This window comes from Pontibacter sp. 13R65 (assembly GCF_047525655.1).
In the GTDB taxonomy this organism is placed as follows: domain Bacteria; phylum Bacteroidota; class Bacteroidia; order Cytophagales; family Hymenobacteraceae; genus Pontibacter.
The window spans coordinates 1-15501 of record NZ_JBLIQL010000017.1 but is presented as its reverse complement, the minus strand read 5'-3'; the positions used below and the strand labels follow the sequence as shown (position 1 = coordinate 15501).

13 protein-coding genes and 1 tRNA gene are annotated in these 15501 nt (G+C 45.5%); 9 read left to right on the top strand and 5 right to left on the bottom strand.

The window, feature by feature from the left end:
* Nucleotides 1–182: 182 nt before the first annotated feature.
* Nucleotides 183–1148, bottom strand: a complete 966-nt coding sequence (rfaD, locus tag ACMA1I_RS17260; RefSeq protein WP_337069668.1) for an ADP-glyceromanno-heptose 6-epimerase — start codon at nucleotides 1146–1148, stop codon at nucleotides 183–185.
* A gap of 103 nt (nucleotides 1149–1251) precedes the next feature.
* Between rfaD and ACMA1I_RS17255 the strand changes: the two genes are divergently transcribed.
* From ACMA1I_RS17255 to lpxB, 4 genes are all read left to right on the top strand, one after another.
* Nucleotides 1252–2148, top strand: a complete 897-nt coding sequence (locus ACMA1I_RS17255) for a helical backbone metal receptor (protein ID WP_337069667.1) — start codon at nucleotides 1252–1254, stop codon at nucleotides 2146–2148.
* Nucleotides 2145–3152 carry an iron ABC transporter permease gene (locus tag ACMA1I_RS17250; protein ID WP_337069666.1) on the top strand — a complete coding sequence of 336 codons (1008 nt, stop codon included), beginning with the start codon at nucleotides 2145–2147 and terminating at the stop codon, nucleotides 3150–3152. Before ACMA1I_RS17255 ends, ACMA1I_RS17250 begins: the two co-directional genes overlap by 4 nt.
* A complete protein-coding gene (locus ACMA1I_RS17245; protein ID WP_337069665.1) occupies nucleotides 3153–3569 on the top strand; it encodes a 6-carboxytetrahydropterin synthase in 417 nt (138 codons plus the stop codon).
* A gap of 229 nt (nucleotides 3570–3798) precedes the next feature.
* Nucleotides 3799–4914 (top strand): lipid-A-disaccharide synthase, encoded by a 1116-nt coding sequence (gene lpxB, locus ACMA1I_RS17240; RefSeq protein ID WP_337069664.1) that lies wholly within the window; start codon nucleotides 3799–3801, stop codon nucleotides 4912–4914.
* Nucleotides 4915–5539: 625 nt separating this feature from the next.
* Here lpxB and clpX read toward each other — a convergent pair.
* The 4 genes from clpX to ACMA1I_RS17220 form a co-directional block, all read right to left on the bottom strand.
* Entirely contained in the window at nucleotides 5540–6766 is a 1227-nt protein-coding gene (clpX, locus tag ACMA1I_RS17235) for an ATP-dependent Clp protease ATP-binding subunit ClpX (protein WP_337069662.1), read from the bottom strand.
* Nucleotides 6767–7126: 360 nt separating this feature from the next.
* Nucleotides 7127–7825 carry an ATP-dependent Clp protease proteolytic subunit gene (locus ACMA1I_RS17230; RefSeq protein WP_337069661.1) on the bottom strand — a complete coding sequence of 233 codons (699 nt, stop codon included), beginning with the start codon at nucleotides 7823–7825 and terminating at the stop codon, nucleotides 7127–7129.
* 91 nt (nucleotides 7826–7916) lie between these two features.
* Nucleotides 7917–9239 (bottom strand): trigger factor, encoded by a 1323-nt coding sequence (gene tig / locus ACMA1I_RS17225; RefSeq protein ID WP_337069660.1) that lies wholly within the window; start codon nucleotides 9237–9239, stop codon nucleotides 7917–7919.
* A gap of 74 nt (nucleotides 9240–9313) precedes the next feature.
* Nucleotides 9314–9395, bottom strand: a tRNA-Leu gene (locus ACMA1I_RS17220).
* Nucleotides 9396–9746: 351 nt separating this feature from the next.
* On the opposite strand from ACMA1I_RS17220, the gene ACMA1I_RS17215 reads away from it, so the two are divergent.
* The 5 genes from ACMA1I_RS17215 to ACMA1I_RS17195 all read left to right on the top strand — a co-directional run.
* Nucleotides 9747–11936, top strand: a complete 2190-nt coding sequence (locus ACMA1I_RS17215; protein ID WP_337069659.1) for a RelA/SpoT family protein — start codon at nucleotides 9747–9749, stop codon at nucleotides 11934–11936.
* A gap of 18 nt (nucleotides 11937–11954) precedes the next feature.
* Nucleotides 11955–12455, top strand: a complete 501-nt coding sequence (locus tag ACMA1I_RS17210) for a transcriptional repressor (RefSeq protein WP_337069658.1) — start codon at nucleotides 11955–11957, stop codon at nucleotides 12453–12455.
* Nucleotides 12427–12777 carry an STAS domain-containing protein gene (locus ACMA1I_RS17205; RefSeq protein ID WP_337069657.1) on the top strand — a complete coding sequence of 117 codons (351 nt, stop codon included), beginning with the start codon at nucleotides 12427–12429 and terminating at the stop codon, nucleotides 12775–12777. The genes ACMA1I_RS17210 and ACMA1I_RS17205 overlap by 29 nt, the downstream gene beginning before the upstream one ends.
* 888 nt (nucleotides 12778–13665) lie before the next feature.
* Nucleotides 13666–14952 (top strand): adenylosuccinate synthase, encoded by a 1287-nt coding sequence (locus ACMA1I_RS17200; RefSeq protein WP_337069656.1) that lies wholly within the window; start codon nucleotides 13666–13668, stop codon nucleotides 14950–14952.
* Nucleotides 14953–15241: 289 nt separating this feature from the next.
* On the top strand, nucleotides 15242–15501 hold a 260-nt coding region (locus ACMA1I_RS17195; protein ID WP_337069655.1), incomplete at its 3' end, for a hypothetical protein.

The window sequence follows — 15501 nt, the reverse complement described above, 5'->3', positions numbered from 1 at the left end:
AAGGGAGAGGGCTGGAAGCCAGATCGTAAAAAAATCTTTGGAAGGCCATTTTCATTAGAATAATTTGGTCTCCACCAGCCGAACTACATGTTCTGTTGCAATTAGCGGTAAGAAAGTAAAAGCGCCAGCCTACATTATTGTAGCAGAGTGGCGCTTTTTATGTTATTACAGAATCTTCTACTTTACATATACTTATTCTCTACGAGATAATTCTGCACATAATCTCGCACGCCTTCCTCTAGTGTGTAAAAAGGCTTATCGTAGCCGATGGAGCGGAGCTTGCTCATGTTGGCTTCGGTAAAGTATTGGTATGTGTCGCGGATGGTTTCGGGGGTATCCATAAAGTTGATGTCGGGTGTAACACCTAAGGCATTGAAGGTGCTGAGAGCAAGCGCCATAAAGGTGCGGGCTTCGCCGGATCCGAGGTTATAGAGACCGGAGTTTTTGCGGTGGTGCATCAGGAAATAGCAAACATCCACCACATCTTTTACATACACAAAGTCGCGCATTTGTTCACCATCGGCATAGTCGGGGTTGTGGGAGCGGAAGAGGGTGAGGCTGCCTTTTTCTTTTATCTGGTTAAAGGCATGAAAAATAACCGAGGCCATGCGGCCTTTATGGTACTCATTGGGGCCATACACGTTAAAGAACTTCAGACCTACCCAAAAGAAGGGCTTTGCGGTTTGCTCCAGTGCCCACTTATCGAAATCGTTTTTAGACTCGCCATAAGGATTGAGCGGTTGTAGCAAAGAAGCAAGGTTCTCATCGTCGTCGTAGCCCAGGGTGCCGGAGCCGTAGGTGGCGGCAGAAGAGGCGTACACCAGCGGGATCTGGTATTCGCAGCAGGCGTTCCATACTTTTTTGGAGTAGTTCAGGTTCAGGAGATCAAAAATTGCTTTGTTCACCTCCATGGTATCGGTGCGGGCACCCAGGTGGAAGATAAACTCAACCCCTTCATAATTATCGTCCAGCCAATCGAAGAAGCCTTCGCGGTCTACAAACTCTTTTATTTTTTTCCCTTTCAGGTTATTTTCTTTTTTCACGGCAGAAAAATTATCTACCACTACTATATCATTAAAGTTAGCGGCATTGAGTCTGCTTACGAGGCAGCTCCCGATAAAGCCAGCGGCACCAGTTACAACAATCATAGTTCAGTTTTAAAGGCTGTGATGTAAATTGCGATAAATTTACAAAATTAAACGGAGCTGCCACCCGAACAGGTGTGCAGCCGAACATGATATTCTATAACCTTTGCAAAAATCTGTTAAACAATCCGGTTTTTTGTTGTGTTTCCTGCTGATGCAGCTTCTGATTTCTTGTGGTGGAGACCAAACCACTACCCGGCAGGAGGAAGAAATAAAACTGGAGGACGGACTGGGTCGCGAGTTACGCTTACCCAAGCAGCCAAAACGCGTATTGGCCCTGGCGGCTTCTATGACAGAAATGCTGTTTGCTGTTTGCGATACTGCCACCATTGTAGCCCGCACTCCCAACTGCGATTACCCTGCTGGCGTGTATTCGAAGCCGGTTGTAAACAACTATCCCGTAGATTATGAGCAGGTACTCTTGCTGAAACCCGACCTGGTATTTACAGTAGAAGGCATTACACCACTCGAAACGGCAGAACGACTGAAAGAGCTGGGGGTGCCGGTGTATTATCTGAAATTCAGGACGGTAGAAGATGTTTTTAAAGGACTGGAAACTATTGGCAGCATTGTAGGGCGGGAACAGCAGGCAAAACAGCTTACGGATTCGCTTCGGCGGGAGGTCGCACAAATAGAGGCACGGCATAAAGACCAGGTAACTACTCCACGCGTACTGGCTATAGCGGGCTACGACCCAATTTATGTGTATGGCCACAGCACGGTTATAACCGATAAACTTCGCATTTTAGGTGCAGCCAATGCCGTAGAAGAATCTTTTGGGGCGCAGTCGAGAGAGTATATTTTAAAAGCGAATCCAGATGTACTGCTGGGAGGCACGCCAGAAGAGATGGAAAATGAATTTTTCAGTATATACCCTGAACTCCGCAAAATTAAGGCATACCAACAGAAACGGATGTATGCCCCGACGCAGGACCTGATGGGTAGAGCCTCGCCTCGGGTAGTGGAATCTATTCGTGAACTGGAAGGATTTCTGTATCCATGAGCAAAATTGGGTATGTGGTACTTGCCTTGGTGCTCATGCTGCTCGTGTTGCTGCTTGGGTTGCTGGTGGGGTCTTTTGAGACAGATATAAACCTGCTGACAGAGGCTTTCCTGCGCTATGATCCAGACAACCTCACGCATTTTTCGATCATGCATTTGCGCCTGCCACGCCTCGTGCTGGCATTGGTGGTAGGAGCCTCGCTGGCTTTCTGTGGCTACCTGATGCAGGCCATGGTGAATAATGGTTTGGCAGACCCATATTTGCTGGGAACGGCCTCTGGGGCTTCTTTGGGGGCTGTAACTGTTTTCTCGGGCTTTGTACCCATTACAGTTCTGGGTATTTATATGCCTTCCCTCTTTGCTTTGCTGGGCGCATTGGGTAGTACGCTGCTGGTTATTCTGCTGGGCTATCGTAAAGGGCAGCTGATACCCACACAGCTGATCCTGGCAGGGGTGGCGCTTAGTTCGTTGGCTATGGCCTTTGTTTCGTTGCTCACTTTTCTGTCAGATTCGGAGAGCAAACTGAAATCAGTGGTTTTCTGGTCGATGGGAAGTTTTGAACGGGCGGGCTGGGCGACTTTGCTTTACCCTTCGCTGGCGCTGCTGCTGGGTTTGCTGCTGTTTGCCTTTCTGCAGAAACAACTGAATATTTTGTTGCTTGGGGCAGACAGGGCGCAGGCGCTTGGTGTACAGGTGGCGCAAACGCGGTGGCTCATCCTGATCACCGTTTCTGTTATAACAGGTTTTGCGGTGGCAACTTCAGGCTCTATTGGTTTTGTGGGGTTAATAGTGCCGCACGTAACGCGGGCCCTGATGGGGGCGTCGGGCAAAGCTAACCTATGGTTCTGTGCTTTTGTGGGCGGATTTTTTATGCTGCTCTGCGATTTGCTGTCTCGGTTGCTGTATCCGCCGGTTGGTCTTCCGATTGGAATTATTACTTCGTTCTTTGGTGTTCCTTTCTTTGTATATTTGTTGTCAAGAAAAAATTACAAGTTTAGCAGTTAGATGATTTACGTAAGCAGATTAGAGCATTTTAACGCAGCCCACAAGCTGCACAACCCGAACTGGTCGTTGGCGAAGAATAAGGAGGTGTTCGGGCCGTGTGCCAATGCCAATTGGCACGGACACAATTATGAGCTGATCGTGACCGTAAAAGGTGAACCGGACCCCGATACCGGTTTTGTAATAGATCTTAAAAAGCTGAGCACGCTCATCAGGAAACATATTATAGACAAGGTTGACCATAAAAACCTGAACCTCGATGTGGCCTTCATGGAAGACAAGCTGGCCAGCACCGAAAACCTGATTATGGAGTTCTGGAACATTCTGGCCCCACGCATCTCCGAAATATCGGAGGCCAAATTGCACAGCCTGAAACTATACGAAACGCCACGCAACTACGTAGAGTATTTTGGCGATTAGTACCCTTACAAATTAGAAATTCAAGATTATAAAATATGCTTGCTTCTTTTTTTGCTTTTCAGCAATGGTAATTTGACTTTTAGAAGCACATATTTGGTTTAGATTCAAATAATAGCACTTGCCTGTTAATCATAAATTTTGATTTCTAATTTTTAATTTGGCGCAGCACTACTTATCCTGCTGCTTTTTAGCCATGCCCTAACAGCCAGCTTAAACCCGGAACGAAAGCATGAAATATTATATTATCGCTGGTGAGCGATCAGGAGATCTACACGCTTCTAACCTGATAAAACAGCTTCGGAAGCAGGACCCCCAGGCCGTGATCCGTGGTTGGGGTGGCGATATGATGCAGGAAGCTGGTATGGAACTGGTAAAGCATTACCAGGAAATGGCCTTTATGGGTTTTCTGGAAGTAGTAAAGAACCTGTTTACCATCAGCGGTTTTTTAAAGGAGTGTAAAGCAGACATTAAAAAGTTTGAGCCGGATGTAGTGATTCTGGTGGATTATGCAGGCTTTAACCTGCGAATTGCCCGTTTCGCCAAAGCCCAAGGCCTGAAGGTGTTTTATTATATCTCCCCTAAAATCTGGGCCTGGAACCAGGGACGTGCACATACCATCAAAAAGCTGGTGGATCGCATGTTCGTGATTATGCCCTTTGAGGAAGAGTTTTATTGCCGTTACCAATACAAAGTAGACTATATTGGCAACCCTGTTTCTGATTCGGTAACGGACCATGTGCCTAACCCGGACTTTAGGCTGAAAAACCGGATTGCCAATAATAAACCTATTATTGCCATTTTGCCTGGCAGCCGCAAGCAGGAGATCGAAAACATGCTCCACGTGATGCTGAGTGTGCTGCCTTCTTTCCGAGATTATCAGTTTGTGGTGGCGGCTGTCTCTAACCTGGAGAAGGCGTATTACGAGCAGTTTAACCGCGATACCAACATAAAGGTAGTGTACGACCAGCCTTACGATGTGCTCTCTTATGCGCAGGCTGCTCTGGTAACCTCTGGCACGGCCACCCTAGAAACAGCGCTGTTTAACGTGCCGCAGGTTGTGTGCTACAGAACCAGCAGCGTGTCGTATGCTATTGCTAAGCGCCTGATAAAGGTGCCTTACATATCGCTGGTGAACCTGATTGCCGATAAGCAAGTGGTAACGGAACTGATACAAGACGACTTTACTCCTAAACGTATTGTGGCAGAGCTTAAAAGCCTCCTGTTCGACAAGTATTTTATCAACAATCAAAAGGCAGGTTATGACCTGGTGCGCCAGAAAATAGGCAATTACCGGACAGCGGAGCGTGCCGCAGAACTGATGGTGGGGTATCTGCAGGAAAACTAGAACTAGATACTGGTAGATGCTAGATTTTAGATGATAAATTAGCTTTTGATAAGTGTAAATTTTAGATTTTATTCATGTAACTGAAGTTCCTACTTACCTGACTTCAATTTTCCAAACCAACCATTTAGTAATTAAATTCTTCAAATAAGAAAGGCCTTCCAGAGGCCTTTTTTGCTTTTAGGGCTATGGGGTTCTTTAGATGAGCTTTGGACTGCTCTAATTATCTTTTCTGAAACCTTTCAGGGGTGTTCAGGTAAATAGGGGAGTCGGGTAAAGTTACCCGGCCATGCTATTTGCACCACATTTAAACCTAAAAAACTATGAAACCATTATTGATTACACTCTGCGTAACTGGTGTTGCCATTGCCTTGCTTATGATTCGATCTATGCCACAAGATGAATTTCCGTCTTACGGAATGGGAACAGATTTTTAACAATAGCGGCTTTATTAAAACCTACAGGTCAGCCATACCCAACATTGGTTTTTAGCTGGATAGGCTCCGGAAGGACAGTTTTATTAGAATAATTGAGCAGCCTCTTCTTAACTGTGCCTTGTGAGCTAGTGCTAAAACAAAAAGCCCCGGTCTTTCAACCGGGGCTTTTATTATGAGAGAGCAAGTGCTGTTTATGCTACACGAAGTTGTTTCAGAGGAGACTTGTCGAATTTTTCACGGGCGTAGTCTCCGTTTATAATCAGTTCTTTTTCACCTTCTTCAGAGGGCAGGTCAAACATAGCGTCTGTCATGATGCCTTCGCAGATAGAGCGGAGGCCACGGGCACCGAGCTTATACTCTGCCGCTTTCTCTACAATGTACTCCAGCGCGTCGTCGGCAAAAGTAAGGGTGATGTTCTCCATCTCGAACAGGCGCGTGTATTGTTTTACAATAGAGTTCTTAGGCTCCAGCAAAATGCGCCGCAGTGTTTCTTTATCGAGTGGGTTTAGGTGCGTGATAACGGGCAAGCGACCGATCAACTCTGGTATCAAGCCAAAAGCTTTCAGGTCCTGGGCCGTCATGTAACGCAGGAAGTTTTCCTGCTCCTCAGACTCCTCATCGGCTTTGGATTTGGAGAAACCGATGGGGCGGGTGTTGAGCCGCGATTTAATCAGTCTGTCGATGCCCACGAAGGCGCCACCGCAAATAAAGAGGATGTTCTCTGTGTTTACGGTAATCATTTTCTGCTCCGGGTGCTTACGACCACCTTGCGGTGGAACGTTTACGACAGTGCCTTCCAGCAGCTTGAGCAGGGCCTGCTGTACTCCTTCGCCACTTACATCGCGTGTTATAGAGGGATTATCGCTCTTGCGGGCAATTTTATCGATCTCATCAATATATACAATACCGCGCTCGGCCGACTCTACATTATAATCTGCAGCCTGCAGGAGGCGTGTTAAAATGCTTTCTACGTCTTCGCCTACATAGCCAGCCTCTGTTAGCACGGTGGCATCGGCAATACAGAAAGGCACTTGCAGGATGCCTGCCATCATACGGGCCAGGTATGTTTTGCCTGTGCCTGTTTCGCCCACCATAATAATGTTTGATTTTTCAATCACTACATCATCTTCGTTGGTACGCTGCATCAGGCGCTTATAGTGGTTGTATACTGCCACCGACATTACTTTCTTCGCCTCGTCCTGGCCTACCACAAACTGATCAAGGTAAGTTTTCATCTCCCTTGGTTTCATCAGGTTGAATTTAGGAGTGCGGCTATTCGCTCTTATTTTATTTTCTTCGTTCAGGATTTGCTGCGCCTGCCCAATACAACGATCACAAATGTGCGCGTTGATTCCGGAGATCATAACTGATACATCCTTTTTGTTTTTTCCGCAAAATGAGCAAGTAATTTCGGCCATAAATGTATTTTCTTGGTGTATTAATGCTTTATGATATAAAGCATAAGGCAAATGTACAAAATTGAAATCTGATTGAGAGGGTATTTTTTTTGAGCTGCTTCAGAAATAGTTACAAAAATCTGATATAAATTTAAAAATTTATATCATTCTATTTTCGTGTAAGTGGTTGATAGTCAATTAGTTGAGAATTGCAGATATCAACAATTGCTTGTTGATAAATTTTAAATATAGGTCCAAAAAAATGTAGCAACAGGAAATAAACTGTTAATATCTTACGTTGAAAGCAAAAAATAAACCGCTGCGAAGTTCCGCGGCGGTTTATTTTTTATTATTAAAGAATATAGATGTTATGATATGTTACTAATCTTTTTTACGGATTAATACTTCATCTATCAGGCCAAATTCTTTTGCTTCTTCGGCACGCATCCAGTAGTCGCGCTCCGAGTTGTCGTAGATGTCCTGGTAAGATTTACCGGAGTGCTCTGCCAGAATTTCATACAACTCTTTCTTCAGCTTCAAAATTTCGCGGGCTGTAATTTCAATATCAGTTGCCTGACCTTGTGCGCCACCCATTGGCTGGTGAATCATAATGCGGGAGTGGGGTAGAGAAGAACGTTTGTTCTTGGCTCCGCCTGCCAATAATACGGCACCCATAGAGGCTGCTAATCCAGTACAGATAGTTGCCACATCTGGGTTCACATACTGCATGGTATCGTAAATGCCAAGGCCTGCGTACACTGAGCCACCAGGGCTGTTGATGTACAGCAAAATATCTTTTTTAGAGTCGGCCGACTCCAGGAAGAGCAGCTGAGCTGTTATAATATTGGCGATAAAATCGTCTACCTGCGTACCCAGGAATATAATCCGGTCCATGATAAGTCGCGAAAACACGTCAATCTCACGGAAGTTTGTAGGGCGTTCCTCAATAACAGAGCGGGTCATGCTTTCGATGGTGTGCATGGCTTTGCCTTCTATATGATGAATGTATTGGTCTACCCCAAGGCCGCTCAGGCCCTGGCCTTTAACGGCAAATTTCCGGAACTCGTCTTTGTTAAACATAAGGTTTATCTTCTTTACGGTTTAGTCAAAAATAAAAAAAGTCCTTTAATACAAAAGGACTTTTTTTAAGAAATATGATTTGTGTCGTTCTTTAGAACTGCAGGTTCTTGAAGTCCTCCGCTGTGATGTTTTGCTCCACAACAGTTATTTGTTCTTTAAGTTTAGCGAGCACCTTCTCAGCCAGTAGCTGCTCGTATTCCTGAATGTAGTTACGGCCGTTGTCTTGCTGTAGCGACTCGTTTACATATTTGCCAATGCTATCGGCTAGCTCAGCAGGTACCTCTGGCATGTTGAACTGGGCCAGCATTTTAGCTGTAGCGCTGTCTACTACCTCTTGGTTCGTTACTTTAAGGTCGTGCTCTGCTACTACCTTGTTTTTGATCATAGACCACTTCAGCTCACGCAGGTACTGATCGAAGTTTTCGTCAACTTGCTGCTCTGTCAGGCGATCTTGGTTCGTAACCAGCAACCAACGCTTAAAGAAGTCTTTTGGAAGTTCTACCTCCAGGTTGTCAACTAAGGTATCGATAATCCTGCGGCTAAGCAAATTGTCGGCTTCGCGCTGGAAGTTTTCGGCAATGGTTTCTTTTACCTTGTTGTTGAATTCTTCTTCTGTTGTAACCTCGTCTTTGCCAAAAAGTTTATCAAACAGCTCCTGGTCCAGCTCTGCCGGCTCAGTGCGGCTGATGCTCTCTACGGTAAATTCAAACTCACCGTTTAGGTCGGCTACTTCGTCTTTGCTCATGCCAGTTACATGGGCAAGTGCACTGTTGTCGTCGCCAAAGGTCTTGCGGAGGTCGAAACGGATTACGTCGCCAGCTTTAACACCTGTAAATTGCTCTTTGCCTTCTACTACACGGTTGGTAGGAATAAGTGTTTCAGCTTCGAACTCACCTTCTACTGCTTTCAATTGACCTTTGATAAAGTCGCCTTCTTCAGAAGTTTCTGGGTTGGTTGTTTTACCGAACTGACGCTTGATGTTCTCATACGCCTCGTCAAGTGTTTCCTGGGTTACGTCAACAGTGTACCCCTCTACGCTTTTATCAAGCGGAAGGTTAATATCTGGCAACAGGCCAACTGCGTAGTTAAACTCAAATTCTTTCTGGTTATCCCAGTCAATGTTGTCCTGCGTTGGCTCCGGAAGTGGGTCACCGAGCAGTTTCACATCGTTTTCTTTGATGTACTTTGTGATTTCTTCTTGCAGCAGCTTATTGATTTGCTCTACCAGAATGCTCTTACCATACATTTTCTTGACAAGTCCGGCAGGAACTTTACCGGGTCTGAAGCCTTTGATCTGAGCTTTTTTGCTATATTCTTTAACCTGTTGGTCTACTTTCGGAGCGTAATCGGCCTCTTCGAGTACCACCTTCAACTGAGCGTTGGTGCTGTCGGTCTGATTTAATGTAATATTCAAGGCAATGAAAATTTAGTTTGGAACATCTAGTAAAAACAAACCCCCAACAGTGCTGTTGAGGGTTCCTTTTAAAGTGCGGATGGAGGGACTCGAACCCCCATGCCTCGCAGCGCTAGATCCTAAGTCTAGTGCGTCTACCAATTTCGCCACATCCGCGTGGTATTGTTTGTAATGATGGTGCAAATTTAGGGACATTAATTTTATATGCAATAGCCAGCCTGAAAATTTTCTAAAAATATTTTAGCTGCAGCCTCTGTGGCAAAATAGGTGCAAAAAATACATTAAAGCCAGCTTCTGAAAATACATTTTAAATGCGGCTATCTGTCTGAAAATACTTGAGGAACAAGTTTTGTGCATCTGCTACCTTTGTTTCGGCAGGGGGCCTGTGCATTGCATCTTAATAACAGTTATATTTGAAACTTATATAGCCACTACCTGCATTTACCTTATAGGTGTTATTATAACTGGTTGCGGAATACACCTACAACCCGTTGTTATTTTAAAAATATGATTGATCCGGAAGCAGAACGCAAAGAGATCTTAAGACACTACCGGAGGCTGCTGCGCTACGCAAAGCCTTTCCTGAAAGATAACGATGCGAAAATAATAAAGAAAGCTTTTAATACTTCGCTGGAGGCGCACAAGGACATGCGCCGCAAATCGGGGGAACCTTACATTCTGCACCCACTGGCTGTTGCCCAGATTGCCGTGGAAGAAATCGGGCTTGGTACGACCTCTATTGTGTCGGCACTGCTGCACGATGTGGTAGAAGACACGGAACTGGAGATTGTAGACATAGAGCGCGACTTTGGGCCGAGTGTGGCGCGCATAATAGAAGGACTGACTAAAATTTCGGGTGTGTTTGAGTACGGAAGTTCGCAGCAGGCCGAAAACTTCCGGAAAATGCTGCTCACACTTTCCGACGATGTGCGCGTGATTCTGATAAAGCTGGCCGACCGCCTGCACAACATGCGCACGCTCGACAGCATGCCGCGGCATAAGCAGCTCAAAATAGCTTCCGAAACCATGTACCTGTACGCGCCACTTGCGCACCGCCTGGGCTTGTACGCCATTAAGTCGGAGCTGGAGGACCTGTACCTGAAGTACACCGATACCGAAACCTACCGCGATATTTCGAAGAAAATACGGCAGACCCGTAGCGCGCGCAACAAGTTTATAAAAGACTTTATTTCGCCGATAGAAACGGAGCTGCGGCGCTATGGCTTTAAGTTTGCGGTAAAAGGCCGGCCTAAAACTATTTACTCTATCTTAAAAAAGATAAAGAAGCAGAACATTACGTTTGAGGAGATTTACGACCTGTTTGCCATCCGGATAATACTAGATGTGCCGCTGGAGAATGAGAAAGCGGCTTGCTGGCAGGTGTACTCAATTATTACCGACTTTTACCAGCCTAACCCCGACCGCCTGCGCGATTGGGTGAACACGCCTAAAATTAACGGTTACGAATCGTTGCACACCACTGTCATGAGTAAAGCGGGACAATGGGTAGAAGTGCAGATTCGGACCAAGCGCATGGATGAGATTGCCGAACGAGGCTATGCTGCCCACTGGAAATACAAGACTGGTGGCGGAATAGGGGAGTCGGGCCTGGAGATCTGGATAAACAAGGTGCGCGACATGCTGGAGAACAACACCGCCAACGCGCTGGAGTTTATGGATGAGTTCCGTAAAAACTTGTTTGTGGAAGAGGTGATTGTGTTTACGCCAAAAGGAGAGCTTATTGCATTGCCAGACCGTGCCACCGCCTTAGACTTTGCCTTTGAAATACACACCGACATTGGGCAGCAGTGCCTGGGGGCAAAGGTAAACCAGAAGTTAGTGCCACTCAGCCACAGGCTGCACAATGGCGACCAGGTAGAGATTCTGACCTCCAAGAAGCAGCGGCCAAGCGAGGAGTGGCTAAAATATGTGGTTACCTCTAAGGCCCGTTCCGGCATTAAAGATTATCTGCGCGAGGAGCGTAAAAACAAAGCAGAGTTAGGCAAGGCGGCGCTTAAAAAACGACTTGCCCAATTAAACATGCCGGAGTCTCAGGCAAATATAAACAAGCTGCTGGCATTCTTTAATGCCCCTACCGTGCTGGACCTGCATTACCGCCTGGCCGTAGGCTATATAGACCCACGCGATATAAAAGAGGTGATTTTTACCGAAGCGCCTGATAGAACAGCCTCACGGCTGGAACCGAAGTCTTTCGACATAGAAGTGCAGAAGATACGTGGCGTAACCTCCGATATGCTGGTTATTGGCGAGAACACTTCTAACATGCGCTATACAGTGGCTCCCTGCTGTAACCCGATTCCGGGCGATGAAGTGTTTGGGTTTCAGACGGAGGCTGACGGTATTAAAATACACCGCACCAATTGCCAGGAAGGTATGGAACTGATGTCGAACTATGGCAACCGTATTATCAAGGCCAAGTGGACCGATAAGCAGGAGCTGGCGTTTCTGGCGGGCATCCGGATTAAAGGCACTGACCGGTTAGGGTTGATAAACGACCTGACAAAGGTTATTTCCAACAGTTTAAGAGTAAATATGCGCTCCATTACCATCGATTCCAACGATGGAATTTTTGAGGGCAATATTATGGTTTTTGTTAATGACACAGGGCATCTCGACACACTTATGCAACAGATGGGAAAAGTAAATGGTATCCTGACTGTGGAGCGTTTCGAGTAGCCTTAAACAAAAGTAGAAATGTCGACATTAGATAAAGTAAAGTTTGAGGAAGTAAAGAAGATTTTTACCGCCTACCTCGAGAGCAAAGGCCTGCGTAAAACACCAGAGCGCTACGCTATTCTCGAAGAGATTTATTCGCGCTCCGGGCATTTTGATGTAGAGTCGCTCTACATCAGCATGAAAAATAAGAACTACCAGGTAAGCCGGGCCACCGTATACAACACCCTCGACCTGCTGGTAGAAAATGACCTAGTAAGTAAACACCAGTTTGGCCGGAATCTTGCTCAATATGAAAAGTCGTATGGCTATAGGCAGCACGACCACGTAATTTGTACAGAGTGCCATAAGGTAGTGGAGTTCTGTGATCCCCGCATCCATAATATCCAGACAATGGTAGGGGAGCTGCTGAATTTTCATATCTTGCACCACTCGCTAAACCTTTATGGCGTGTGCGGCGACTGCCGCGCAAAAAACGCAACAGAACAGCAACATGAAATACCAGACAGAGTTCAAAGATGATGTCTTGTTTATCAGGATGCAGGACGACCTGATTGCAGGACCTGTAACGCAGCAGATGATGACTGAGGTGGATGAGCAGGTAGACAATAATGTAATGCTTTGCGCCATAGACCTCTCCAGTATTCGCTTTATGGATAGCAGTGGCATGGGCGTGCTGGTTTCGTTACTGACTAAGTTCCGCAACCGGGGCGGTGAGTTGGTTCTGATTAAACCATCCGATCATATCCGGAAGCTACTGATCGTTACCAAGCTGAACGCTATTTTCACCATTGCTGAGAATGATACCTTTGCCACTCAGTTTTTAAAAGAATCGATCTATTAACAGCTTTTTTGGGGTAGGAGAGGCCTAAGTCCGAAAAGGCAATTTAGCCTTCGGAAGGCCTATTTCGTTAGAATAATTTGATGCCTTCAAACGCAGTATCAGTTAAAGCACCATGTAAAGCGGGAGCGGAAGCAAGTCTTTCTCTTCCGCTTTTTTGTTACTTCTGTCTATGTGGCTAATCAAACTTTACAGCTCCTGCAACTGGTATCATTTATAACTTTTTAGGCAAGACTAGTGCATCCAAGTGCAGGCTGCTCTGTTTCGGGGACAATAGAGTAGTCATGTATGCTTCAGATTTGGCCTCAGATATTTATATAATAACAGTGACTACTACAGAAAGGAAATCAAATTTAAGAACAAGTAGGGGCGCATAATAAACAGTTAACCCCGCTCAACCCTAGGTCTTAAAATGCCATTTTGATCTTTGGAAGGCCAATTTCATTAGAATAATTGCCATTGGTTGGCTGCAGTTTGTTTTACGGCTTCATTTTTAAAAGTTTGATTTGAGAGCTTTCCATTGATGATGGAGTGAATGGCAAACCTTTAACTTATATTTGAAGAACGAGGCCAGCACCTGGAATTCAGGAGGAGGTACTTTTAAATAGAATAGATCAAGCGTTTATAACAAGATAGTTGGCTTTTGGTTTACTAGTGTAGCTAATTGTCTGTAAGTACGGATAATCAATTTTGTATAGGAGAGCTGTTTAAAATTTTATAAATTTGAAAGTAAAGTGAGTGAGAATCTCCTTTGAAAAGCATTTTTTAATGGAAATCTTTTAAATTTTCTGAACTTCTTGAGGTAAAGAAGCTAAATACGATTTTTACTATCGCAGAAAATGATAGCTTTGCAACGCAATTTTTTAAGGGAATCAATTTATTAGCGTTTAAATGGCAGTTGATATATTAATAGGTTTGCAGTGGGGTGATGAAGGCAAAGGCAAGATCGTAGACGTGCTGGCACCAACCTATGACATCGTAGCTCGTTTTCAAGGAGGGCCTAATGCAGGGCACACTTTAGAGTTTGAAGGCACCAAGCACGTCCTTCACCAGATCCCATCCGGTATTTTTCATCCGCATATCAAAAATATTATCGGCAACGGTGTGGTCCTCGACCCGATCGTGTTTCGCAGCGAGATGGTGAAACTGCAGGAGCGTGGCGTAGATGCTTCACAGAACCTGTTTGTTTCTAAAAAAGCACAGCTTATCATTCCGTCGCACCGCATTATCGACCGAGTGTCTGAAGAAGCATTGGGTAAAGAGAAAATAGGCTCTACACTGAAAGGAATAGGACCAACCTACCAGGACAAAATTGGCAGAGTAGGCTTGCGAGTAGGCGATATTGTAGCGCCCGATTTTAAAGACCGTTACAACAAACTCCTGGAGCGCCACCGCAAAATGGTGGAGTTCTATGGTCAGCAACTCGACTTGGGCGACCAGGAAGCAATCTTCTTCGAAGCCGTTGATTACCTACGCACGCTCAAACTAGTCGACAGCGAGTATATGATCAACGAAGCCATGAAAAATGGTGAGCGTATTTTGGCAGAAGGAGCACAGGGTTCTTTACTGGACGTGGATTTTGGTACTTATCCGTTTGTTACATCTTCCACCACGCTAGTGGCTGGTGCTTGTACAGGTCTGGGTGTGGCACCACGTCATATCGGTGAGGTGTATGGTATCTTTAAAGCATACTGCACCCGGGTTGGTAGCGGTCCGTTCCCAACAGAACTGCACGACCAGGTAGGAGAAGACATTCGCCAGGCCGGAAGAGAGTTTGGCTCAACCACCGGTCGTCCGCGCCGATGTGGATGGGTAGATCTGCCTTCCCTCAAATATTCCATCATGCTGAACGGTGTTACTCAGCTAAACATGATGAAAGCTGATGTACTAACGGAGTTCGATACCATTCAGGTTTGTACACACTATAAACTGGCATCAGGAGAAGTTACAGACAAGCTGCCTCACTCCCTCGATGGCGAGCACATTGAGCCGGTGTATGTAGATCTGCCGGGCTGGAAGGTGGACCTGAATTTAATAGAGTCAGTTGAGGAGTTGCCAGAGGCCTTTATGAACTACATCAGGTTCTTGGAAGAACACCTGCAGGTGCCAATCTCTATCGTATCAGTTGGTCCAGACAGGAAAAGCACACTCAGAAGAGAGATAGAAAAGGTGGTTTAAATTTTAGCCTGCTATAGAAACAAAGTGGCCCTGCCTATTTAAAGGCAGGGCCACTTTGTTTCTATTCAAAAATATATTCCTCCTGAAATTTGATAAAGGGGCAACAGCTGGAAAAGCGCAGAGAATATTAGGTCCTCTAAGGCATGGGCCTAAATAATTTGGTTTGATGCAAGGCTAGTTAAAATTGTATGAAATTTGAAATTGATAACTACTTTGGCAGGTGTAATAAATTAATGTTATTGAGAATAAATAACTTAGCTAAATATTTGAGAATTTTTGCGCTTGGCGCTTGGAATGCGGCTGGGGTTTGCTACTTTTGCATCCCCATCCGGCAGGGATGGGAAAGGCCGAAGGGCTGAAAGAGACGCCGAAAAAAAATTTTGCCTTGGTGCTTGCGGGGACGGAAAAGCTGCTTACCTTTGCCTCCCGTTTCAGAGGAGGCGGACCTCGGGGCCTGGACCTGGCCTGCAGGGAAAGAAGGAAGGAAAAGGCTTCAGAAAATATTTTCTGTTTTTGTTTTGCAGATCAGGAAAAGCTTCTTACCTTTGC